The sequence below is a fragment of the Marinobacter sp. M5B genome, from assembly GCF_042604615.1.
Classification (GTDB): domain Bacteria; phylum Pseudomonadota; class Gammaproteobacteria; order Pseudomonadales; family Oleiphilaceae; genus Marinobacter; species Marinobacter salarius.
Genome location: NZ_CP156894.1, coordinates 947393 through 969499, shown reverse-complemented (window position 1 = coordinate 969499; position 22107 = coordinate 947393). Strand labels below are relative to the sequence as shown.

34 protein-coding genes are annotated in these 22107 nt (G+C 55.7%); 1 reads left to right on the top strand and 33 read right to left on the bottom strand.

Annotation, left to right across the window (positions count from 1 at the left end; all coding sequences use genetic code 11):
- From mshL to AAGD24_RS04390, 7 genes are all read right to left on the bottom strand, one after another.
- A complete protein-coding gene (gene mshL, locus AAGD24_RS04420; protein ID WP_379866671.1) occupies positions 1-1737 on the bottom strand; it encodes a pilus (MSHA type) biogenesis protein MshL in 1737 nt (578 codons plus the stop codon).
- Complete coding sequence (locus tag AAGD24_RS04415; RefSeq protein WP_085681645.1) at positions 1734-2045, bottom strand: hypothetical protein; 312 nt, start codon at positions 2043-2045, stop codon at positions 1734-1736. The genes mshL and AAGD24_RS04415 overlap by 4 nt, the downstream gene beginning before the upstream one ends.
- A 1-nt stretch (position 2046) precedes the next feature.
- Positions 2047-2745, bottom strand: coding sequence for a type II secretion system protein GspM (gspM, locus tag AAGD24_RS04410; RefSeq protein ID WP_379866669.1), 699 nt, complete (start codon positions 2743-2745; stop codon positions 2047-2049).
- Complete coding sequence (locus AAGD24_RS04405; protein WP_036203379.1) at positions 2742-3350, bottom strand: PilN domain-containing protein; 609 nt, start codon at positions 3348-3350, stop codon at positions 2742-2744. The genes gspM and AAGD24_RS04405 overlap by 4 nt, the downstream gene beginning before the upstream one ends.
- Positions 3347-4255: a biogenesis protein MshI gene (locus AAGD24_RS04400; RefSeq protein WP_199480604.1), complete on the bottom strand. Its 909-nt coding sequence runs from the start codon at positions 4253-4255 to the stop codon at positions 3347-3349. Before AAGD24_RS04400 ends, AAGD24_RS04405 begins: the two co-directional genes overlap by 4 nt.
- 160 nt (positions 4256-4415) lie before the next feature.
- A complete protein-coding gene (ssb, locus tag AAGD24_RS04395) occupies positions 4416-4943 on the bottom strand; it encodes a single-stranded DNA-binding protein (RefSeq protein WP_075195655.1) in 528 nt (175 codons plus the stop codon).
- A gap of 58 nt (positions 4944-5001) precedes the next feature.
- The gene (locus tag AAGD24_RS04390; RefSeq protein WP_379866667.1) at positions 5002-6372 is read right to left on the bottom strand and encodes an MFS transporter; all 1371 of its coding nucleotides are present in this window, start codon (positions 6370-6372) and stop codon (positions 5002-5004) included.
- A gap of 195 nt (positions 6373-6567) precedes the next feature.
- Between AAGD24_RS04390 and uvrA the strand changes: the two genes are divergently transcribed.
- Entirely contained in the window at positions 6568-9399 is a 2832-nt protein-coding gene (gene uvrA / locus AAGD24_RS04385) for an excinuclease ABC subunit UvrA (RefSeq protein WP_085681647.1), read from the top strand.
- Positions 9400-9472: 73 nt separating this feature from the next.
- Here uvrA and rplQ read toward each other — a convergent pair whose 3' ends face one another.
- The 26 genes from rplQ to rplD all read right to left on the bottom strand — a co-directional run bounded on the left by rplQ (position 9473) and on the right by rplD (position 22098).
- Complete coding sequence (rplQ, locus tag AAGD24_RS04380; protein WP_007153989.1) at positions 9473-9871, bottom strand: 50S ribosomal protein L17; 399 nt, start codon at positions 9869-9871, stop codon at positions 9473-9475.
- A 33-nt stretch (positions 9872-9904) separates the two neighbouring features.
- On the bottom strand, positions 9905-10909 hold the full coding sequence (locus tag AAGD24_RS04375) for a DNA-directed RNA polymerase subunit alpha (RefSeq protein WP_036203352.1): 1005 nt from the start codon (positions 10907-10909) through the stop codon (positions 9905-9907).
- A 35-nt stretch (positions 10910-10944) separates the two neighbouring features.
- Complete coding sequence (rpsD, locus tag AAGD24_RS04370; RefSeq protein ID WP_007153991.1) at positions 10945-11565, bottom strand: 30S ribosomal protein S4; 621 nt, start codon at positions 11563-11565, stop codon at positions 10945-10947.
- An 18-nt stretch (positions 11566-11583) separates the two neighbouring features.
- On the bottom strand, positions 11584-11973 hold the full coding sequence (rpsK, locus tag AAGD24_RS04365; RefSeq protein WP_007153992.1) for a 30S ribosomal protein S11: 390 nt from the start codon (positions 11971-11973) through the stop codon (positions 11584-11586).
- A 13-nt stretch (positions 11974-11986) separates the two neighbouring features.
- A complete protein-coding gene (gene rpsM / locus AAGD24_RS04360) occupies positions 11987-12343 on the bottom strand; it encodes a 30S ribosomal protein S13 (RefSeq protein ID WP_007153993.1) in 357 nt (118 codons plus the stop codon).
- Between the two features lie 141 nt (positions 12344-12484).
- Positions 12485-12598 carry a 50S ribosomal protein L36 gene (gene rpmJ, locus AAGD24_RS04355; RefSeq protein WP_008174902.1) on the bottom strand — a complete coding sequence of 38 codons (114 nt, stop codon included), beginning with the start codon at positions 12596-12598 and terminating at the stop codon, positions 12485-12487.
- 30 nt (positions 12599-12628) lie between these two features.
- Positions 12629-13951 carry a preprotein translocase subunit SecY gene (gene secY / locus AAGD24_RS04350; RefSeq protein WP_379866663.1) on the bottom strand — a complete coding sequence of 441 codons (1323 nt, stop codon included), beginning with the start codon at positions 13949-13951 and terminating at the stop codon, positions 12629-12631.
- A 17-nt stretch (positions 13952-13968) separates the two neighbouring features.
- Positions 13969-14403 carry a 50S ribosomal protein L15 gene (gene rplO, locus AAGD24_RS04345; protein ID WP_007153996.1) on the bottom strand — a complete coding sequence of 145 codons (435 nt, stop codon included), beginning with the start codon at positions 14401-14403 and terminating at the stop codon, positions 13969-13971.
- A 1-nt stretch (position 14404) separates the two neighbouring features.
- Complete coding sequence (rpmD, locus tag AAGD24_RS04340) at positions 14405-14593, bottom strand: 50S ribosomal protein L30 (protein ID WP_007153997.1); 189 nt, start codon at positions 14591-14593, stop codon at positions 14405-14407.
- A 4-nt stretch (positions 14594-14597) separates the two neighbouring features.
- Complete coding sequence (gene rpsE / locus AAGD24_RS04335) at positions 14598-15098, bottom strand: 30S ribosomal protein S5 (protein WP_007153998.1); 501 nt, start codon at positions 15096-15098, stop codon at positions 14598-14600.
- A 12-nt stretch (positions 15099-15110) separates the two neighbouring features.
- The gene (gene rplR, locus AAGD24_RS04330) at positions 15111-15458 is read right to left on the bottom strand and encodes a 50S ribosomal protein L18 (protein ID WP_007153999.1); all 348 of its coding nucleotides are present in this window, start codon (positions 15456-15458) and stop codon (positions 15111-15113) included.
- Positions 15459-15467: 9 nt separating this feature from the next.
- Positions 15468-16001, bottom strand: coding sequence for a 50S ribosomal protein L6 (rplF, locus tag AAGD24_RS04325; protein ID WP_379866661.1), 534 nt, complete (start codon positions 15999-16001; stop codon positions 15468-15470).
- A gap of 9 nt (positions 16002-16010) precedes the next feature.
- Entirely contained in the window at positions 16011-16403 is a 393-nt protein-coding gene (gene rpsH / locus AAGD24_RS04320; RefSeq protein ID WP_007154001.1) for a 30S ribosomal protein S8, read from the bottom strand.
- 89 nt (positions 16404-16492) lie between these two features.
- Complete coding sequence (gene rpsN, locus AAGD24_RS04315; RefSeq protein WP_007154002.1) at positions 16493-16798, bottom strand: 30S ribosomal protein S14; 306 nt, start codon at positions 16796-16798, stop codon at positions 16493-16495.
- Positions 16799-16810: 12 nt separating this feature from the next.
- Positions 16811-17350 (bottom strand): 50S ribosomal protein L5, encoded by a 540-nt coding sequence (gene rplE, locus AAGD24_RS04310; RefSeq protein WP_036203346.1) that lies wholly within the window; start codon positions 17348-17350, stop codon positions 16811-16813.
- A gap of 15 nt (positions 17351-17365) precedes the next feature.
- A complete protein-coding gene (gene rplX / locus AAGD24_RS04305) occupies positions 17366-17686 on the bottom strand; it encodes a 50S ribosomal protein L24 (RefSeq protein ID WP_007154004.1) in 321 nt (106 codons plus the stop codon).
- A gap of 16 nt (positions 17687-17702) precedes the next feature.
- Entirely contained in the window at positions 17703-18071 is a 369-nt protein-coding gene (gene rplN / locus AAGD24_RS04300) for a 50S ribosomal protein L14 (protein WP_007154005.1), read from the bottom strand.
- Between the two features lie 58 nt (positions 18072-18129).
- Positions 18130-18396, bottom strand: coding sequence for a 30S ribosomal protein S17 (gene rpsQ / locus AAGD24_RS04295; RefSeq protein WP_007154006.1), 267 nt, complete (start codon positions 18394-18396; stop codon positions 18130-18132).
- 1 nt (position 18397) lies between these two features.
- Positions 18398-18589, bottom strand: a complete 192-nt coding sequence (rpmC, locus tag AAGD24_RS04290) for a 50S ribosomal protein L29 (protein WP_007154007.1) — start codon at positions 18587-18589, stop codon at positions 18398-18400.
- Entirely contained in the window at positions 18589-19002 is a 414-nt protein-coding gene (rplP, locus tag AAGD24_RS04285) for a 50S ribosomal protein L16 (RefSeq protein ID WP_007154008.1), read from the bottom strand. The genes rpmC and rplP overlap by 1 nt, the downstream gene beginning before the upstream one ends.
- Before the next feature lie 12 nt (positions 19003-19014).
- Positions 19015-19698, bottom strand: coding sequence for a 30S ribosomal protein S3 (gene rpsC, locus AAGD24_RS04280; protein ID WP_007154009.1), 684 nt, complete (start codon positions 19696-19698; stop codon positions 19015-19017).
- Between the two features lie 11 nt (positions 19699-19709).
- Positions 19710-20042 (bottom strand): 50S ribosomal protein L22, encoded by a 333-nt coding sequence (gene rplV, locus AAGD24_RS04275; RefSeq protein WP_007154010.1) that lies wholly within the window; start codon positions 20040-20042, stop codon positions 19710-19712.
- Between the two features lie 16 nt (positions 20043-20058).
- A complete protein-coding gene (gene rpsS / locus AAGD24_RS04270; protein ID WP_007154011.1) occupies positions 20059-20334 on the bottom strand; it encodes a 30S ribosomal protein S19 in 276 nt (91 codons plus the stop codon).
- A gap of 23 nt (positions 20335-20357) precedes the next feature.
- Positions 20358-21185, bottom strand: coding sequence for a 50S ribosomal protein L2 (gene rplB / locus AAGD24_RS04265; RefSeq protein ID WP_007154012.1), 828 nt, complete (start codon positions 21183-21185; stop codon positions 20358-20360).
- A gap of 17 nt (positions 21186-21202) precedes the next feature.
- Positions 21203-21496, bottom strand: a complete 294-nt coding sequence (rplW, locus tag AAGD24_RS04260; RefSeq protein ID WP_007154014.1) for a 50S ribosomal protein L23 — start codon at positions 21494-21496, stop codon at positions 21203-21205.
- A complete protein-coding gene (gene rplD, locus AAGD24_RS04255; RefSeq protein WP_379866656.1) occupies positions 21493-22098 on the bottom strand; it encodes a 50S ribosomal protein L4 in 606 nt (201 codons plus the stop codon). Before rplD ends, rplW begins: the two co-directional genes overlap by 4 nt.
- Positions 22099-22107 lie beyond the last annotated feature (9 nt).

Genomic DNA, 22107 nt, shown 5'->3' with positions numbered 1-22107 from the left:
CTAGCGCCTGGCTTTCTCCGGTTGGGGTTTCACAGATTCGGAAGACTCCAGCAGTTCCCGCAGAACCCGCATCCGGTCGCGACTGGCCGATACATCCGCATTCATCTGCTGGCTGCCGGCAACCACGGGGCGCAACAGGATGACCAGCTCGCTCTTGCGAGACTGGAACCGTCGCTGTTTAAACAATTCTCCCAACAAGGGAATTTCACTGAAGAAGGGCACTGCCGAGTTGTTGTCCTCGCTGGTGTTCTGGATCAACCCGCCGATCACTACAATCTGGCCACTTTCGGCACGGATCACACTGTCGGTCTCGCGAACCGTGCTGAGCGCCAAAGGCAGTGTGACGTCCCGGTCGCCCACCGTGATCACCTTCTCCTGATCATTCACCTCGCTCACGGAGGGGTGCACATGCAGGGTAATGGCGCCGTCTTCTGAAATCTGTGGGGTAACGTCGAGCGAAATCCCGGAGAAAAACGGGGTCAGTTCCACTGAGGTGGAGGTCCGGTCAGTGGCTGTCACTGCCGAGTTGTTGTCGTCGAAGTCGATGTCCGTTACGAAAAACTCGTCGGTGCCAACCTTGATCACCGCTTTTTGATTATTGATGGTCGAAATTCGGGGGCTGGAGAGAATCTGCACATTGCCCTGCTCGCCCAAAAGTTCAATAAGCGCCGTGAAGGTTCCTTCCCGGAAGGTCGCCGAAAACAAGCCCCCAATATCGGAGGTCCGTATCGCCTGCCCCGCCAGCGATTGGGCAGTGAACTCGGCCGGCAAGCCATCGCTCGCTGTTACCGAGGAGGCACTCTGAATATCAGACCAGTTAACCCCTTGCTGATAGCCTTCATTCAGACCAATCTCCAGAATCTTGGCTTCCAGCACCACCTGCCGCTGCATAATCAACTGAGTTCGGCGAAGGTACTCTTCCACCTGCGCCAGGGACTTTCCATCGGAGCGCACCATCACCAGCCCCGCGCCGGGATTGATGATCACCTGATTGCCATTCTCCGATCCTACGATCATTTGCAGCGCGCGCTGAATATCGGTCCAGAAATCGGACTCGGTCTCGGTGGAGATGCGAGTGCCAACGAGATTCGCTGTTGAAGTGTTGTCGGAATTGTCCTGCGACGCGCCCGCACCGGTTGAATTGTCACGTGAACTGCTGACCTGCCCTGAACTGACACGGGTTTCGGAGCCGCCACTGCGCTTGAAGTGCAGGTAGTCGATCGGGAACATCCGAGTCTGGACGCTTTCAGCCTTTACCTGAAACAGTCGCCCGTTGCGCTGAATATCCAGGCCATAGAGGTCACTGGCGATATCCATAACTTCGGGAACAGTCACGTCCCGGAGCCTCAGGTCAACAACCGCGTCAACACCGGGGTGAACCACCACGTTATACCGGCTACCCTCCACCAGCGCTTCGAAGAACGGGCCGGCGGCAAGGCCACGGGCATCGACATCGAACCGTTCCTCATCATCCGTGTCAGCAGACAGCGACGGCATCAGGGCCGCACTGATTTCTTCCGGAACACCTGCCCGTGCGGCCTGTTCCCGCTCGGCACGCTGCAACGCGGATTTGGCTTCGGCCTCCGCCAGCGCGTCATCAATCGACTGGGCAGCGTCCGTCGAGGTGGCCTGGCTGGTGCGCATCAGCGGGTTATTGCTGCAGGCGGCCAGTGACGTTGCCAGCAGCACGGTCAAAAACGTTCGATTCAGTGTCATAGCAGCTCGTTTGTCTGTCATTGCGAACTCCGCACTTGCGGAAGGGGGTCCAGGCGTAGAACGCGCACTCTTCCCTGATCAACCAGCTCAACCCGGTCGGGGTAAATACGCCGAATGCGAACCCCCTCAAACGCCTGCCCTTCCCTGCGGGCCTCTCCATCGATAACCGCCAACCTGCGATTATTGCCAATAAATATCGACGCCAGTGAAAACTCCCTCGCCGGTTCTGACTGTGGCGCACTGCCTGAAAAGCCGCTCGGCCGGGTTGGATCCTCAAGGGCAAAGGCATACCCTGCAGCCAACATCAATACGATCAGCAACACCCTCATTTCAGACTCCCAACCATGCACGGTCCAGGCTCAGTGTCCTGACCCGAACCCGGATCTCGTTGTGCGGATACTCACTGACATCATAGTCAAGCAGCACCCAACCGAGGCGGGCGTCCATGGCTTCAAGGGTCTCGAGGTAAGACAGCACGTCCATATAGCCTCCACGAATGGCAATTTCCGCATCGTGTGCGAACAGCAGCGGCTCACGGGTTTCATTGTCGTCATTGCTGTTAGTATCTTCTGGCGTGCCAGGACCGTCCTCAAATACGGGCACAGGCGGCATCAATTCAACACCCAGCAGCTCAAGTTCTTCCTGGGCCGCCAGGATGTCCCGCAATAATCCCACCATGGCCCTCGGCGCGATCAGCCGTCCGGTGGTTTCGGCCAGTTTCTCATCGAGTTGGTCAAGACGCTGCTGGCGCGACGCGAGCCTGTCGCGAATTTGTTGGGACGGGTCGGAGGACAAGCGCGCAGTCAACACCTGTTGTTGCTCAAGCAACGACGCCTGAGTGTTGGCCAAAGAATCCAGGCGGGACTGGAGCTGGTCGTTGCGGCCCATCACAGGCGCTACACACAATTCCCAGCCAACAAAAAGAACCAGGACCACGGCGGTTACAGTAATCATTGCCCGCTCGCGAACAGGACGGTCATCGAACCAGGCTATGCCTCTATCAAACTGCTGACGAAAAGCCTGATTCATTCAGCACCCTCCCAGTTCCTGTCCGTGGCAACCTGAAACTCAATCCAGCGCCCGTCTTCCTCTCGGTCAAGCCGAAAGCTGCCGAAGGTCTTGCCCACGAAGGCGGGCTCCCCGCTAAGCTTTTCGAGGTATATCGGCACAAGCCGTCCAGACTGCGACCTGCCTGCCAAAGCAACATTCCCCTGATGACCGTCCAGACGGATGTGCGTCAGCCAGAGTCCTTGCGGCACCTGTCGGGCTAATGCCGACAGCTGCGTTGAAAATCCCGCTGCTTCGCTGGCCACCAGGTCCTCCACACGACTCAGCAATCGCTGCCTTCGTGCCAACGTCGCGGTTACACGCTCAAGGGCGGCTTCAACCTCAGGGTTGGGTTGGCGGGCTTCCGCCTCAGTGGTCAATTGTTCCACCGCACGCTGTAGCTGATCATTCTGTGCCTGCCGAGAATCGACCTGCGCCTGCAAGTGCGACGCCTGATATCGGACACCCCCTGCGGAAACCACGATCACAACCAGCGCCAGGGCCAGAATGGACAACGCCATCCGGGCCTGCAGTTTTTCCTTTCGGGGACGCAGTTCATCGGTATAGAGGTTGACCTGCTGGATCATTTTGCCCCCTTGCCGGTCGGTACCAGACTTGCGCCCCAGGCAACCAGGCAGCGGCTGTCCAAGGGTTGATCAAGACCGTAAGGCGACCAATCCAGCGTTTCAACGGTGGCGGCCACATAGGAGGCAAGCATGGAGGGCAATGGCATGAGGTTGTCACGCGCCACCAGGCGAATGACGGCAGGGGGCACTTGCCCCAACTGGCTTTCGTAATAATCGAGGGAGCGTTGCATCTCAAGGGCCAAAGACTGCACGGCATTTTCCTGCCGCGCTGCATCCCGGAGGTCATCCGAAGTCACGTCCAGCCGTCGCGACAGGTACAGTGTTTCGCCTTTACAGACGATCATCTGCCCGAACCGCTCGCGCATGTGCACCACGGCCGCCCCCCGATGATCGGGATCAATACGGGGCACCAGGTTACGCAGAGCCAACTCGGCGATATCAATGGAAATCAACGCCAGATCGCATGCCTCGACCAGTGCAACCAGCTCACTAATGAGAGACTTTCTGGCGGCAACCACGTTAACCAGGTCCCCGCGGCCACGGGAAGCATCTTCCGGAAACGGAAATACATCGCAGACTGCATCGGACGGATTGAAATCGAGAATGTCCTTGAGTTTCCACTTCAGGGCATCACCAAGCTCCGAGTCTTCAACGCCCTCAGGGCGCTCCAACTGGAACACCTGGTATTGATCCATCGGTAAAACCAGAGTGGTATCGACACCGGCCCAGGCGCGCTCGCCGACTAATGCACGGAGAACAGACTCCCGCTTTGCCGGCAAGCAATCGGCAAAAGCCGCGCTACCTCCGGATTCCGCCCACGCGATGCCGTCAGGACGAATTTCCAGATAGATCTGCTGCCGTTTATCGGAACGATTCAGAAAGCTTTTAATAAAGCTCAGGGCCACTCGAAAGCCTCGATGCCTAAAAAATGGACGATTCTTATAGTGACTTTAATAGTAGTTGAAAAAGTAAACGTAATTCCATGTTTTATTGTTCTATTTCACTGCTTTTTGCAACTCGTTAACAGAAAAGCCCCCGCTTGGCGGGGGCTTTTTGTAACTAACCCTAGAAGGGTATGTCGTCGTCGAAGTCATCAACCGGTTCCGGCATGCTGCCTTGTGACGGCTGACTGTAGCCCCCGCCTCCGGATTGCTGCCCAGACGGGCCCGCGGCTGCTGGCGCGGCATTGCCCGCTTGCTGCGGACGGCCAGCGGGAGCACCTTGGCTCATGCCGCCGCCTTCGCCACCACGACTGTCGAGCATCTGCATCTGGCCGTTGATGTCCACCACTACCTCGGTGGTGTAGCGATCCTGACCATCCTGCCCCTGCCACTTGCGCGTCTGTAACTTACCCTCGATGTAGACCTTTGAGCCCTTACGCAGGTACTGACCAGCCACCTCGGCAATCTTGCCGAACATCACAATCCGGTGCCACTCGGTTTTCGGCACCAACTGGCCTGTTTGCCTGTCCTTGTAACTTTCATCGGTTGCAAGGTTGAGGTTCACCACCGCATTGCCATTCGGGGTATAGCGGGTTTCCGGGTCCTGCCCCAGATTCCCAATCAGAATAACCTTGTTTACGCCTCGTGCCATGATCTGCTCCTGACTCTGTTTTCAGGGATGGCCTGCCTTCCCTGCAGACCTCCGAATTTCAAGATTGGCTGCCCTGCCGGACAAATGAAAAGCCCGCAAGCGACAGTTCATCAAATGTTTGACGATCCACCTTCAGGTAGGCAGTTTCCGCCTCCTCCAGGATGACAACATCCTGCACCCCGGGGATGCTTCTCAGCGTGTCATCAATCTCATCAAACTGACTGTAAACCACAGGCTGCAACTGTACCACGAAACTGGTGGTATGGCCCGGGGTCGACATCGTCAACGCCACCGCGAGCCATATCAGCAGCGCACCTACCATAAACCAAAGCACGCCCTGAAGACCCAACTGCTCGAGCAGAATACCACCAACCGCCCCACCCAGAAATGCCCCAAAAAATTGCGACGTGGAATAGACCCCCATAGCAGTGCCTTTTGCCGCTGCCGGCGATTCTTTGCTGACCAGAGACGGCAAACTGGCCTCCAGCAGGTTAAACGCCATAAAGAAGAAGAACAGCACCCCCCAGGCCATCGCAAGCCCACCACCAAGCGCGCCAACACAACCGGTTGATAGGGCAAGCAGCGCGATGGCACCACAAAAAACAGGTTTCATCCGGCGCTTTTTCTCCCCAACGATAATGAACGGCACCATGGCAAAGAAAGAGGCCACCATAACCGTCAGGTAGAACCACCAATGTGACGAAGCGGGAAGCCCCAGCCGATTCTGAAGCAGGGTTGGAAACACCAGGAACATCGCGGTCAACACCAGGTGTAATGCAAAAATTCCGAAATCCAGCCTCAGCAGTCGGCCATCAGACAGGACGGTTTGCAACATTGCCCTGGCCGGATGGGTATCCGCACTGGACTTGTGCTCATGGGGTGTTGGCACCACGCGATTGACGATCATTATTGCCACCAACGCGAGTACGGCAGTGGCATAAAAAATGCCGGACAAACCAGAGACAGACCCCAGCAAGGGCCCCAGAACCAGCGATACAGAAAATGACAGGCCGATGGAGATGCCGACCGTTGCCATAGCCTTGGTCCGCTCCTCCTCCCGCGTCAGATCACTCAATAACGCCATCAAAACACTGGCGATGGCGCCCGCGCCCTGAAGAATCCGACCAGCGATTACAACGTATATGGAGTCTGTGGAGGCTGCCAGCAAACTGCCTGCGGCGAAAAGTACCAGCCCGATGTAGATCATCCGTTTACGGCCAACGCGATCAGACAGCATGCCAAACGGAATCTGCAGCAGCGCCTGGCTCAGACCATAGGCACCGATGGCCAGACCAATCAGCGCCGGTGTTGCGCCGTCAAGATCACTGCCAAGAAGCACGAACACTGGCATCACCATAAAGAGCCCAAGCATCCGCATGGCATACACAGATGCCAGTGCTGCAACAGAGCGTCTTTCCAGTGAATTCATGAGATGCCTGACCTGTTACGGTGTCCGGAAACGAGGGTTCAGAAGGGGCACATGCCCTTCAGGAAATCGCCGCGCATTGTAACAGAAGCCATGCAGGCAGGGCATTGTGCATTTACCTGCTTAAAAGTCCCGGGCACTTGGCCGGCCGGGGGCCAAACACGGTATAATTTGCGTTTTTTCCGACTGCGAGGTGTTATGGACCATATCCAGATCAAAGGGGCACGAACCCACAATCTGAAGAACATTGACCTGGATATGCCGAGGGACAAGCTGATCGTTATCACCGGGCTGTCCGGCTCTGGCAAATCTTCTTTGGCGTTTGACACGCTTTACGCCGAGGGACAGCGTCGGTACGTGGAATCACTGTCCACCTACGCAAGGCAGTTTCTGTCGATGATGGAAAAGCCAGACGTGGATCATATTGAAGGCCTGTCGCCGGCCATTTCGATCGAGCAGAAGAGCACCTCCCACAACCCCCGTTCTACCGTCGGTACCATCACCGAAATCTACGACTACCTTCGCCTGCTGTTTGCCCGCGCTGGCGAGCCCCGCTGCCCGGATCACGATCTGCCACTAGAGGCCCAGACTGTAAGCCAGATGGTGGATCAGGTGTTGGCCATGCCCGATGACAGCAAGCTGATGATCCTCGCTCCGGTCATCCGTGACCGCAAGGGGGAGCACCTGCAGGTCATCGACACGATGCGCAGCCAGGGCTTTATCCGCCTGCGGGTGGACGGCCGTGTTTACGATATCGATGACGTTCCAACACTGGACAAGAAACGGAAGCACCAGATTGACGTGGTGGTCGACCGCTTCAAGGTCAAACCGGGGCTTGAGCAACGGCTTGCCGAGAGTTTTGAAACCGCTCTGGGCCTGGCTGATGGCATCGCGCTCGTTGCCCCCATGGATAATGAGGGAAACGAACATACGTTTTCTGCCCGCTACGCGTGTACCCAGTGCGGATACGCCATCAGCGAGCTGGAACCGAGACTGTTTTCCTTCAACAACCCTGCCGGCGCCTGCCCGACTTGCGATGGCCTGGGCGTCAAGCAATTCTTCGATGCCGAAAAGATCGTCCAGCACCCAGAGGCCACCCTTGCCGAGGGCGCCATCAAGGGCTGGGACCGCAGGGCCGTGTACTATTTCCAGATGCTGACCAGTGTGGCCGAACATTACGACATCAACATGGACACTCCCTGGGAGGACCTGCCGGAGGATTTTCGTCAGGCGCTGCTCTACGGCACGGGAACCGAAGACGTCCCATTCCGCTATGTAAACTCGCGCGGCCACATCATGGAGAAGGCCCATCCTTTTGAGGGCATCCTGCCAAACCTCGAGCGCCGCTACCGGGAAACCGAATCACAGAGCATGCGAGAGGAACTGGCCCGCAACCTCAGCACGCAGCCCTGCAAAGAGTGCGGCGGCTCACGACTGCGACGCAGCGCCCGGCATGTGTTTGTTGAGAAGAACAACATCTCGGACGTCACCCACATGCCTGTCGGCGACGCCCATGACTATTTCGGACAACTTGCCCTTCCTGGCCGCAAGGGCGAAATTGCCGAAAAAATCCTCAAGGAAGTTCGTCAGCGACTGCAATTCCTCGTTAACGTTGGCCTGGAATACCTGACCCTTGAACGCAGCGCCGATACACTCTCCGGCGGCGAAGCCCAGCGCATACGGCTGGCGAGCCAGATCGGTGCCGGCCTTGTGGGCGTCATGTACATTCTCGATGAACCATCCATTGGCCTGCACCAACGGGATAACGATCGCCTACTGGCCACACTGTTCCATCTGCGGGATCTGGGCAATACCGTTATCGTTGTCGAGCACGACGAAGACGCCATCCGGGCTGCAGATCACGTGATCGATATCGGGCCGGGTGCAGGCGTGCACGGTGGCCACATCATTGCCCAAGGCACGCCCGAAGACATCATCGCCTCCAAGGACTCCCTCACCGGGCAGTACTTGTGCGGCGAAAAAGAGATCGCGATCCCTGAACAACGCCATACCCGGAAGGGTAAACCACTGGTACTGGCAGGCGCGACCGGAAACAACCTGCAAGGCGTCACATTAACCTTACCGCTGGGTGTTATGACGTGTGTCACCGGCGTTTCGGGCTCCGGCAAGTCCACGCTGATCAACAGCACCCTGTATCCGGTGTGTGCTGCAAAGCTCAACAAAGCCACGAGCCTGAGCCACGCGCCCTATGAATCCCTGAAAGGGCTGGACCAGCTCGACAAAGTCATCGACATCGACCAGAGCCCCATAGGCCGGACACCCCGCTCTAACCCGGCGACCTACACCGGACTGTTCACTCCGATACGTGAACTGTTTGCCGGCACCCAGGAAGCCCGTTCCCGCGGATACAAACCAGGCCGTTTCAGCTTCAACGTTAAGGGCGGTCGTTGTGAGGCCTGTCAGGGCGACGGCGTGATCAAGGTGGAAATGCACTTCCTGCCGGACGTGTATGTCCCCTGCGATGTCTGCAAGGGTAAGCGCTACAACCGCGAAACTCTGGAGGTCCGATACAAGGGCAAGAGCATTCACGAAGTGCTGGAGATGACCGTAGAAGAAGCCCGCGAATTTTTCGACCCGGTTCCGTTCCTCGCCCGCAAACTGCAAACGCTGATGGACGTCGGGCTATCGTATATCCGCCTCGGGCAAAGTGCAGTCACCCTTTCCGGAGGCGAGGCCCAGCGCGTCAAACTGGCCAAGGAACTGTCCAAGCGCGATACCGGCAAGACACTCTACATTCTTGATGAGCCCACTACCGGCCTGCACTTCTACGACATCCAGCAACTACTGACCGTACTGCAGCGACTTCGGGATCATGGCAACACCATCGTGGTGATCGAGCACAACCTGGATGTGATCAAGACGGCGGACTGGATCATTGACCTTGGGCCCGAAGGCGGCTCCGGTGGCGGTCAGATCATTGCGGAAGGGACGCCAGAGCATGTTGCCGCAGAGACGGGGTCACATACCGGGCGGTACCTGAAGGGCGTCTTGGCCCAGAATCGGAAATAAACACTACAAGTGATGAGACATAAAAAAACCGGAGGGATTAACCTCCGGTTTTTTTATGGGCTTGGCGAAAAACTTAATCTTCGCTTTCGTCCACTTCTTCTGCTTCGATGTCCAGCGGACGACCAACCAGCTCTACAAATGCCATGGGGGCATTGTCGCCGGCACGGAAGCCACACTTCAGGATACGAAGGTAACCACCCGGACGCTCGTTGTAACGGGGACCAAGCTCATTGAACAGCTTGGCAACCGCCGCATCGTCACGCAGGCGAGAAAACGCCAGACGACGATTCGCAACCGAATCATTCTTTGACAGCGTGATCAAAGGCTCCGCTACCCGGCGAAGTTCTTTCGCTTTCGGGAGCGTAGTTTTGATCAGCTCGTGTTCAACCAGTGACGCAGTCATGTTACGGAACATGGCCTTGCGATGCGCACTGGTCCTGCTGAACTTACGACCACTCTTACGATGACGCATTGCTCTGATTCCTTACCTTAAACTAATCGGCGATTAACCGCCCAGGACCCGATCGTCGCCACGAAGGCTAGCCGGCGGCCAGTTATCAAGACGCATACCCAGTGACAGACCGCGGGACGCGAGCACGTCCTTGATCTCAGTAAGCGACTTTTTACCAAGGTTAGGCGTCTTCAGCAGCTCAACTTCAGTGCGCTGAATCAGATCGCCGATGTAGTAAATATTCTCAGCTTTCAAGCAGTTAGCTGAACGCACTGTCAATTCCAGATCATCAACCGGACGCAGGAGAATCGGATCAATTTCTTCCTCTTCCTCAACACGCTCGGGTTCTTTCTCGTGATCGAAATCAACAAACACGGCCAGTTGTTGCTGGAGGATGGTCGCGGCCCGGCGAATCGCTTCTTCCGGGTCGATCGTACCATTGGTTTCCAGATCAATAACCAGCTTGTCCAGGTCGGTGCGCTGTTCTACCCGTGCACTTTCCACGGCGTAGGCAACACGGCGGACCGGACTGAAAGTTGCGTCCAGTTGCAGGCGTCCAATGGCGCGAGTTTCGTCCTCGTCCAGACCCCGCTGATCAGCAGGCTCATAGCCGCGACCACGGGCAACCTTCAGACGCATGTTCACTTCACCATTGGCACTCAGGTGACAGATCACATGTTCCGGGTTGGTGATCTCGACATCGTGATCCAGCTTGATATCACCGGCAGTGACAACGCCCGGGCCTTTCTTGCTGAGGGTTACCTCGGCATCGTCCCGGCCGCCCATTTTCACGGCCACGCCTTTAAGATTCAGAAGAATCTCAATGACGTCTTCCTGAACACCTTCGATCGCGCTGTACTCGTGCAACACGCCGTCGATCTGTGCCTCGGTAATGGCACAGCCCGGCATTGAGGACAAGAGTATCCGACGCAGTGCGCTACCAAGAGTATGACCGAAGCCCCTTTCCAGAGGCTCCAGGGTCACTTTGGCGCGCATGGCGCTTGATTCTTTCACGTCAATGGTACGAGGTGTCAATAACTCATGTACTGAACGCTGCATAGACGCCCCTAATTGCTCTCGTTGCTAACTGGGCTTTACTTGGAGTAAAGCTCGACGATGAGGTTCTCGTTGATGTCGGCCGGCAATTCAGTGCGCTCGGGCACTGACCTGTAAACGCCGGACATCTTGCTGGCGTCGACCTCTACCCAGCTCACCGGTGCGCGGCTGGAAGACAGATCCAGCGCGCCTTTAACGCGAAGCTGGTTTTTTGCCTTCTCACGCACACTCACAACATCACCCGGACGGACCTGATAAGACGGGATGTTCACCAACTTATCGTTGACCAGGATCGCTTTGTGAGAAACGAGCTGACGGGACTCAGCACGGGTAGAACCAAAACCCATGCGATAGACAACGTTATCAAGACGGCCTTCCAGCAGCTGCAACAGGTTCTCACCGGTTGCACCCTTGATGCGGGCGGCCTCTTTGTAATAGTTGCGGAATTGCTTCTCCAGCACGCCGTAGATACGACGAACTTTCTGTTTTTCACGAAGCTGTACGCCATATTCGGACAGACGACCGCGACGCGCGCCGTGCATACCCGGCGGAGTCTCGATGTTGCACTTTGAATCGAGCGCGCGAACACCGCTCTTCAGAAAAAGATCTGTCCCTTCACGACGAGACAGCTTGCACTTCGGGCCTATGTAACGAGCCATAATTCACTGTCTCCTGTGTTAGACGCGGCGCTTTTTGGGCGGACGACAACCGTTATGGGGAATCGGCGTCACATCAGTGATGTTAGTGATCTTGTAGCCGCACGCGTTCAGCGCACGAACCGCAGATTCACGTCCGGGCCCCGGACCTTTAACCTCTACGTCCAGGTTTTTAAGGCCGTATTCAGCAGCCGCATTACCGGCTCTTTCAGCTGCTACCTGCGCAGCAAAAGGTGTACTCTTGCGTGACCCACGGAAACCGGACCCACCAGAAGTGGCCCAGGACAATACGTTGCCCTGACGGTCAGAAATGGTCACGATAGTGTTGTTGAAGGACGCGTGAATGTGCGCGACGCCATCAACAACCGTCTTTTTCACCTTTTTACGGGTACGTGTACCTGGCTTTGCCATGTTTGCCTACCTGTTACTTACGAATAGGTTTGCGAGGACCTTTACGGGTGCGGGCGTTGGTCTTTGTGCGCTGGCCACGGACAGGGAGTCCATGACGGTGGCGCAGACCACGGTGGCAACCGAGATCCTTCAAACGCTTAATGTTCATCTGAACTTCACGACGCAGATCGCCTTCAACGGCCAGCTTGCCTACTTCTGTACGAAGTGATTCAAGCTGCTCGTCGGACAGGTCCTTGACCTTGACGTCCGGCTTAACACCGGTTGCATCGCAAAGCTTCTGGGCTGCTGTCTTACCGACTCCAAAAATGTAAGTCAGAGAGATAACAGCATGTTTGTGATCGGGTATATTGACACCGGCTATACGTGCCATCCAAATTACTCCGCGTTCAAAGCTTTGCTGTGTGAATTTTCCGCCACTATAAAAGGGCGCGAAATAATAGCGCCTGACCCCACCTGAGGTCAAGCGCCATTAATCGTACCCTTTACAATGTCAGTGCTGAATCCGTAAGGATTAACCCTGACGCTGCTTGTGGCGAGGCTCCGAGCAAATGACTCGTACTGAGCCATTGCGACGAATTACTTTGCAGTTACGGCAAATTTTCTTTACCGAAGCGCGTACTTTCATTGTCGACTCCAGTTTTCAAGGGGAACGAAATTATCCGTTCCGACCATAGCCCTTGAGATTGGACTTCTTCATCAACGAATCATATTGATGAGACATCAGGTGCGACTGAACCTGAGCCATGAAATCCATCACCACGACTACAACAATCAGCAGAGACGTGCCGCCCAGATAGAACGGTACATTCCCGGCAACCATCAGAAACTGAGGGAACAGGGACACTGCTGCAATGTACATTGCACCGAACAGAGTCAGGCGGGTCAGCACACCATCAATATACTTGGCAGTCTGATCGCCCGGACGAATGCCCGGAATAAACGCGCCTGAGCGCTTGAGGTTATCCGCAACTTCTTTCGGGTTATACATCAACGCTGTATAGAAGAAGCAGAAGAAAACGACTGCTGCTGCGAACAGAATGATGTATAGCGGCTGGCTAGGTGCCAATGCCTGGGAAATATCACTCAGCCATTCCATGCCCTCGCCCTGACCGAACCACTGCCCCAGCGACGCCGGGAACAGCAGAATGGAGGAAGCGAAGATCGGCGGAATAACGCCTGCCATATTCACTTTTAAAGGCAAATGGCTGGACTGCTGAGCAAATACCCGCCGGCCTTGCTGGCGCTTCGCGTAATTGATGGTCAGTCGACGCTGACCACGCTCCATAAACACCACGAAGCCAATTACAGCAACCGCCAGGATACCAATACCCAGAACCACCAACAGACTCATCTCGCCGTTACGCGCTTGCTCCAGGGTCTGCCCTATGGCACCTGGAAGGCCAGCAACAATACCGGCAAAAATCAGCAGGGAAATCCCGTTGCCGACGCCGCGCTCGGTGATCTGCTCACCCAACCACATCATGAACACGGCACCACTGACAAAGGATACCACAGCCACAAAGTGGAAGCTGAAGCTGTCGTTGAAGGTCACACCCTGGGATGCCAGCCCGACAGAAATACCAAAGCCCTGAACCAGGGCCAGGATAACCGTACCATACCGCGTGTACTGGCTTATCTTGCGACGGCCAGCTTCACCCTCCTTCTTCAGTTGCTCCAGCGTCGGACTGACCGCTGTCATCAACTGCATAATAATAGAGGCTGAAATATACGGCATGATACCAAGTGCGAAGATACTCATCCGCTCAAGCGCACCACCGGAAAACATGTTGAACATGCTCAGGATTGTGGCCTGGTTCTGTTCAAACAGTGCCGCCAGACGGTCGGGGTTAATACCCGGCACCGGGATGTGGGCACCGATCCGGTACACCAGCAATGCCAGGAAGACGAACCAGAGCCGCGATCGCAGCTCTGCCAGTCCTTTACCCGCGCCCGCAGGCAATGATGCGTTCTTGGCCATTTAGTCCTCGACTCGCCTTAGTCTTCGACTTTACCGCCCGCGGCAGTGATCGCCTCGCGTGCGCCTTTGGTCACCTTCAGACCCTTGACAGTCACTGCGCGGCTCAGTTCGCCGGACAGAATAACCTTCGCTTCACGAATTTCTTCGCGAACGATGTCAGCCTTCTTCAGGGCCTCGAGATCAGCTACGTCACCGTCGACTTTCGCCAGTTCGTTCAGACGAATTTCAGCCACATAGCGCTGCTGGCGCGAGGTGAAACCGAATTTCGGCAGACGACGGGCCAACGGCTGCTGGCCGCCCTCGAAACCAGGCGCGACACTGCCGCCGGAACGGGCCTTAAGACCCTTGTGACCACGACCACCGGTCTTGCCGAGGCCGCTACCGATACCGCGACCCACGCGCTTGGCGGCAGGACGTGAACCAGGCTCCGGACTAAGTTCGTTCAGACGCATCTTAGTTCTCCTCTACCTGCACCAGGTAGTTAACCCGGTTGATCATCCCACGGATGGAAGGGGTATCTTCCACTTCCACGGTGTGACCGATTTTACGGAGACCCAGGCCCTTGACGCACAGCTTGTGCTTGGGCTGACAGCCGATGGGGCTGCGGGTCAGTGTTACTTTGATCGTTTTTGCGTTCGCCATGACTTCAACCCAGAATCTCTTCCACGGATTTACCGCGCTTGGCTGCAATATCTTCAGGCGCTTGAGTTGCCTGGAGACCCTTGATGGTGGAACGTACCACGTTCACCGGGTTGGTGGACCCGTAACACTTGGACAGTACGTTCTGCACACCCGCTACTTCCAGTACGGCACGCATAGCGCCGCCGGCGATGATACCGGTACCTTCTGATGCAGGCTGCATGTAGACCTTGGAACCACCATGCTGCGCTTTAACCGCGTACTGCAGGGTATTTCCGTCAAGCGGGATGTCGACCATGTTCTTGCGTGCAGCTTCCATCGCTTTCTGGATCGCAACCGGCACTTCACGCGCCTTGCCACGACCGAAACCAACGCGTCCTTTACCATCACCCACTACAGTCAGTGCAGTGAAGGCAAAAATACGACCGCCCTTAACAACCTTGGCGACGCGATTGACCTGAACCAGCTTCTCCTGGAGCTCAGGCGCCTTCTGTTCGTTAACGCTCATCTTCTCCACCTCTTAGAATTGCAAGCCAGCTTCACGGGCTGCGTCGGCCAGAGCCTGGACGCGACCATGATAACGGTAACCGGAGCGGTCAAAAGCGACCTGCTCTACACCTGCCGCCTTGGCACGCTCAGCAATCAACTGACCGACCTTTTTGGCAGCGTCCACGTTACCGGTTGCACCCTGGCGCAGGTCCTTATCCAACGTGGAGGCAGCCGCCAGCACCTTGCTGCCGTCTGCAGTGGTAACCTGGGCGTACATGTGCCGGGGTGTACGATGTACACACAGGCGGTTGGTGCCCAGCTTACGGATCTTCATGCGCACTTTGCGTGCGCGACGCAATCTTTCGTTATTCGCGCTCATAGTCCCGCCTTATTTCTTCTTGGCTTCTTTGCGTCTGACCTGCTCATCCGCATAACGCACACCCTTGCCTTTGTAAGGCTCTGGCGGACGGAATGCGCGGACTTCTGCAGCGACCTGGCCAACCTGTTGCTTGTCGATTCCGCGAATCACAACTTCCGTATTGGACGGAGTTTCAGCGGTAATCCCCTCGGGCAGCTCATACTCAACCGGGTGTGAAAAACCCAGCGTCAGATTGAGCTTCTTACCTTGCGCCTGGGCACGGTAGCCTACGCCCGTCAGCGCGAGCTTGCGCTCAAAGCCTGTAGACACACCGGTCACCATATTGTTGACCAATGCGCGGGTAGTACCAGCAAGAGCGCGGGACTGTTTGGCTCCATCACGGGGTGCGAAGCGCAGAACGTTTTCTTCCTGCGCGACCTCTACCACATGGTGGATGGTGAATTGAAGCGATCCTTTGGACCCCTTCACATTAATTTCCTGTCCGTTCAGCTTAACCTCAACACCGGAAGGCAGCACGACAGGATTATTGGCAACCCTGGACATGTGTATCTCCTAAAATACGGTGCAGATGACTTCGCCACCCACGCCGGCAGCACGTGCAGCGCGGTCTGTCATTACGCCCTTGGACGTAGAGACAATCGCGACTCCCAGACCACCGGATACCTTCGGCAGCTCCCCAGCGCCCTTGTACTGGCGCAGACTCGGACGGCTGACCCGCTTGATTTCCTCAATAACCGGCTTGCCACCGAAGTATTTGAGGTTAATGGTCAGCTCGGGTTTCGCGTCAGCTGAGACGGAAAAATCGGCTACGTAACCTTCGTCCTTAAGGACCTGGGCTACGGAGATCTTCATCTTTGAAGACGGCATGGCCACATCGGCCTTCTGTGCCATCTGTGCATTACGGATACGGGTAAACATATCCGCAAGCGTATCTTGCATACTCATTGGTATGAGACTCCTGATCTTTTTAGTTGTGCAGCGGCGCGCCGCACCGCTTACCAACGGGCACCTGACCTGCGGTCAGTGTACCTGCCTTACCAGCTTGCTTTGGTCAGGCCCGGGACGTCGCCGCGCATGCCAGCTTCACGCAACTTAATACGTGATAGCTTGAACTTGCGCAGAACGCCGTGGGGACGACCTGTAACCTGGCAACGATTACGAAGACGCGAGGGAGACGCATCACGAGGAAGCTGTTGCAGCTTCATCTGTGCATCCCAACGGTCATCATCGCTGGTATTCGGGTTCTTGATAATCGCCTTGAGTTCGGCGCGCTTCGCTGCGTACTTCGCAACGGTTTTTTCGCGCTTGAACTCGCGGTTCTTCATGGAAACCTTAGCCATTACACTCGTTCCTTATTTCTTGAACGGAAAGCCGAAGGCTTTCAACAGTTCGCGACCTTCATCGTCGGTACCGGCAGTGGTGGTAATGGTGATATCAAGTCCACGGATCTTGTCGACTCTGTCGTACTCGATCTCGGGGAAAATGATCTGCTCACGCACACCCATGCTGTAGTTACCGCGACCATCGAAGGACTTGGGATTCAGACCGCGGAAGTCACGAATGCGGGGTACCGCAATGTGAACCAGACGATCAAAGAAATCCCACATACGCTCACCGCGCAGGGTAACTTTACAACCGATCGGCCAACCTTCACGGATTTTAAAGCCCGCTACGGATTTACGTGCCAAAGTGACAACGGCTTTTTGACCTGCCAGGCGCTCAAGATCCGCCACGGCATTTTCAATCAGCTTCTTGTCACCGACCGCTTCGCCGACACCCATATTCAGGGTGATCTTTTCGATACGCGGCACCTGCATGATGTTCTTGTAGCTGAACTCTTTCTGCAGGGCGGGTACCACTTCCTTACTGTACTGCTCTTTCATGTTAAGCATCGTAACCACCACCGCTTACTGGTTATCGACGACTTCTTTCGTGGACTTAAAGATCCGCACTTTAGCGCCGTCTTCCTTGATCTGGAAGCCTACGCGATCGGCTTTGCCGGTCTGCGGATTAAAAATAGCCACGTTGGAAGCCTGGATAGGTGCTTCTTTTTCGACGATGCCACCTGGGGTGCCGAGCATCGGGTTTGGCTTGGTGTGCTTCTTGATCATATTGATCCCAGAAACAACAACCCGGCCATCGTCCTGAACCTTCAGGACTTTACCACGTTTGCCTTGGTCTTTCCCCGTAGTGACGATTACTTCGTCATCTCGTTTGATCTTTTTCATAACCGGCCTCTGGTCCTTAAAGTACTTCGGGTGCCAGTGAAATAATTTTCATGAACTTCTCATTTCGCAGTTCACGGGTAACCGGTCCGAAGATACGGGTACCAATGGGTGCGTCCTGATTGTTCAGAAGTACTGCCGCGTTTCCGTCGAAACGAATAAGCGACCCGTCGGGACGACGCACACCTTTACGGGTACGTACAACGACAGCTTTCAGGACCTGGCCTTTTTTCACTTTACCGCGGGGGATGGCTTCCTTAACGGTTACCTTGATGATATCCCCAACGCTGGCATAACGCCGATGTGAACCGCCCAGGACCTTGATGCACATCACCTGACGTGCACCACTGTTGTCCGCGACTTCAAGCATTGTTTGAGTCTGAATCATGGTTATTCTCCAGCAGAAACCACTTTGCCGTTACGACAAGACTCACCGTCCGGGCGAGTTACACCTTCGATGCGCGTTCGGTGACTTCCACCAGAGCCCAGCTTTTGGTCTTGGAGACCGGGCGGGTTTCCTGGATTGTAACGGTGTCACCGATGTTGCACTGATTGCTCTCGTCGTGAGCATGAATTTTGGATGAACGCTTCATGTACTTACCGTACAGAGGATGCTTAACCTGGCGCTCAACCAGAACCACAATGGATTTCTCCATTTTGTTGCTCACGACCTTGCCGCTCAGGGTTCTGGCAGTTTGGGTAGCTTCAGTCATGTTACTGTCCTGCCTTTTCATTCATAACTGTTTTCACGCGAGCAATGTCACGCTTCACCTTCGGAAGAAGATGAGACTGATTCAGCTGACCTGTCGCCTTACGCATGCGCAGGTTGAACTGCTCCTTCAGGAGGTCGATCAGCTCTTTGTTCAGCTCCTCGACTGACTTGTCACGCAGCTCTGTTGCTTTCATCACATCACCGTCCTCGTTACAAAGGTGGTCTGTACGGGCAGCTTGGCCGCAGCAAGAGTGAACGCGTCACGAGCGATTTCCTCGGAAACACCTTCCATCTCATACAGCATCCGGCCTGGCTGAATTTCAGCCACCCAGTACTCGACAGAACCCTTACCTTTACCCATTCGTACTTCGAGCGGCTTGCTGGAGATCGGCTTGTCCGGGAAAATCCGGATCCAGATCTTACCGCCCCGCTTGATGCGGCGAGTCATGGTACGACGCGCTGCCTCAATCTGGCGCGCAGTTATACGTCCACGGCTTGTCGCCTTCAATCCGTATTCACCGAAGCTCACCTTGTTAGCACGGTGCGCAAGACCGGTGTTACGGCCTTTCATTACCTTGCGAAATTTGGTGCGTTTTGGTTGCAGCATTTGAGTGCCCCTTTACTTAGAACCTTTCTTCCCAGAGGCTTTCTTGTCAGCACGGACCTGCTCCATACCACCAAGAATCTCACCTTTGAAGATCCATACCTTGACGCCGATAATGCCGTAAGTGGTTTTCGCTTCGTAGGTCGAGTAATCAATGTCTGCACGCAGTGTGTGCAGCGGTACACGACCTTCGCGATACCACTCGGAACGGGCAATTTCAGCACCCCCGAGACGACCGCCTACCTGAATCTTGATGCCTTTCGCACCCTGGCGCATGGCGTTCTGTACCGCACGCTTCATAGCGCGACGGAACATCACACGACGCTCCAGCTGACCGGCAACGTTCTGCGCGACCAGGCGGGCATCCAGGTCCGGCTTGCGGACTTCTTCGATGTTGATGTGCACGGGCACACCCATCATGTCGCTGACTTCGCGACGCAGACGGTCAACATCTTCACCCTTCTTACCGATAACAATACCGGGACGGGCTGTATGGATCGTGATACGGGCGTTCTGAGCAGGGCGCTCGATCACAATCTTGCTGACAGACGCCTTTACCAGACGCTTGTCCAGGAATTCGCGAACCTGAATATCATTCAACAGGTTGTTCGCGTATTCCGCCTTTTCGGCGTACCACACTGAGTTGTGCTCTTTGATCACACCCAGGCGCATGCCGGTTGGATTTACTTTATGACCCATCTGAGCATCTCCTACTTGTCGGCGACCTTGACGGTGATATGACAGGTGCGCTTGAAAATCCGGTCAGCGCGCCCCTTGGCTCGAGCTTTGATTCGCTTGAGCGTCGGACCCTCATCCACCATAACGGTGGAAACCCGCAAATCATCTACGTCCAGACCTTCGTTGTGCTCAGCGTTAGCGATGGCAGACTCAAGGGCTTTCTTGAGAATGACCGCCGCCTTCTTCGGGCTGAAAGTCAGAATGTTCAGGGCGTCCTCAACAGCCTTGCCGCGTACTTGGTCAGCGACAAGACGCGCTTTCTGAGCTGAGAGGCGAGCGCCCTTGTACTTGGCTGCTACTTCCATTTCTATTACCTCACAATCAGCGTTTAGCTTTCTTGTCGGCCGCATGACCACGATAAGTACGCGTCGCCGCGAACTCACCCAGCTTATGCCCGACCATATCTTCGGTGACATAAACCGGCACGTGCTGCTTGCCGTTGTGGACTGCAATGGTCAGGCCTACCATCTCCGGAAACACTGTCGACCGGCGGGACCAGGTTTTGATCGGCCGCTTGTCGTTAGCTTCCAGAGCTGCCTCGACCTTCTTCAACAGATGCAGGTCTATAAAAGGACCTTTCTTCAAAGAACGTGGCACAGCATTTACCTCTATGTAGTCGTTTACTTGGCTGAACGACGACGTACTATCATCTTATCAGTACGTTTGTTCTTACGAGTCTTATGCCCTTTGGTCGGAACACCCCACGGAGTAACCGGGTGACGCCCGCCAGAGGTACGCCCTTCACCACCACCATGTGGGTGGTCAACTGGGTTCATAGCAACACCACGTACTGTTGGACGTTTACCGCGCCAACGTGATGCACCCGCTTTACCAAGCTGCTTGAGGCTGTGTTCGCTGTTGGACACTTCGCCCAACGTTGCGCGACAGTCAACAAGCACCTTACGCATTTCACCTGAGCGCAGGCGGATGGTGGCATAAGCCCCTTCCCGAGCAACCAGCTGTACGGATGCGCCCGCAGAGCGAGCCAGCTGAGCACCTTTGCCAGGCTTGATTTCGACGCAGTGAATCACAGAACCGACCGGAATATTCCGGAGCGGAAGTGTGCTTCCTACTTTAATCGGCGCGTCGATGCCGGAGCGCACAGGGTCACCAATCTGCATACCTTTGGGAGCGATAATGTAGCGACGCTCGCCATCGGCGTACTTGATCAGCGCAATGTGCGCAGAGCGGTTAGGATCGTATTCCAGGCGCTCGATAGTCGCCGGGATACCATCTTTGGTCCGCTTAAAGTCAATGACACGGTAGTGTTTTTTATGTCCACCACCAATGTGACGGGTAGTGATGCGACCAAAATGGTTACGACCACCCGATTTACTAAGAGTTTCTACCAACGGCTCGTAAGGGCGCCCCTTGTGAAGATCAGGGTTAAAGAGCTTAACAACGTGACGGCGGCCGGCAGATGTTGGCTTGGTTTTGACGATCGGCATTTTACGACCCCTTTACCTTATTCCACATCCAGAAAATCAATGTCCTGACCGTCCGCAAGCTTAACGTAAGCCTTACGAATGTCAGCACGCTTGCCGAAGCCGCGAACGGTACGCTTGAGCTTACCCTTACGGTTCAGAACCTGAACACCTTCGACGGTGACGTTGAACAGCTGCTCAACGGCTTTCTTGATCTCGGGCTTGGTTGCGTCAGGGGCTACACGGAATACCACCTGACCACTTTCCGCGACCAGAGAGGCTTTCTCTGATACGTGAGGCCCAAGAAGAACCTTGTAAATACGTTCCTGATTCATCCCAGCATCTCCTCGATTTTCTTCAGAGCGGGAACAGTCACAACCACTTTGTCGAAGGCGACAAGGCTAACCGGGTCAAGGCCGGCGACATCACGCACATCAACGTGCGGGATATTGCGCGAGGCCAGGTGCAGGTTCTGCTCGACGTTGTCGGACAGAATCAGCGCGTTACTGACACCGATATCGCTCAGCTTGGCAGTGAAGGCCTTGGTCTTGGGCATTTCGACATTCATGTCGTCGACCACAACCAGGCGCTCCTGACGGACCAGCTCGGAAAAAATGGAGCGCATCGCTGCGCGGTACATTTTGCGGTTTACCTTCTGCTCAAAACTCTGAGGCTTGGCAGCGAAGGTAACACCACCGGACCGCCACAGCGGACTGCGGATGGTACCGGCACGGGCACGACCCGTACCCTTCTGACGCCAGGGCTTCTTACCACCACCAGCGACTTCCGAACGTGTTTTCTGAGCACGGGTACCCTGGCGCGCACCGGACATATACGCGGTGACAACCTGGTGAACCAGTGACTCATTAAAATCTTTGGCGAATGCAGCGTCGGAAACCGAGATTCCCTTGCCGCTACCTGTAATAGTCAATTCCATCGCACCGCT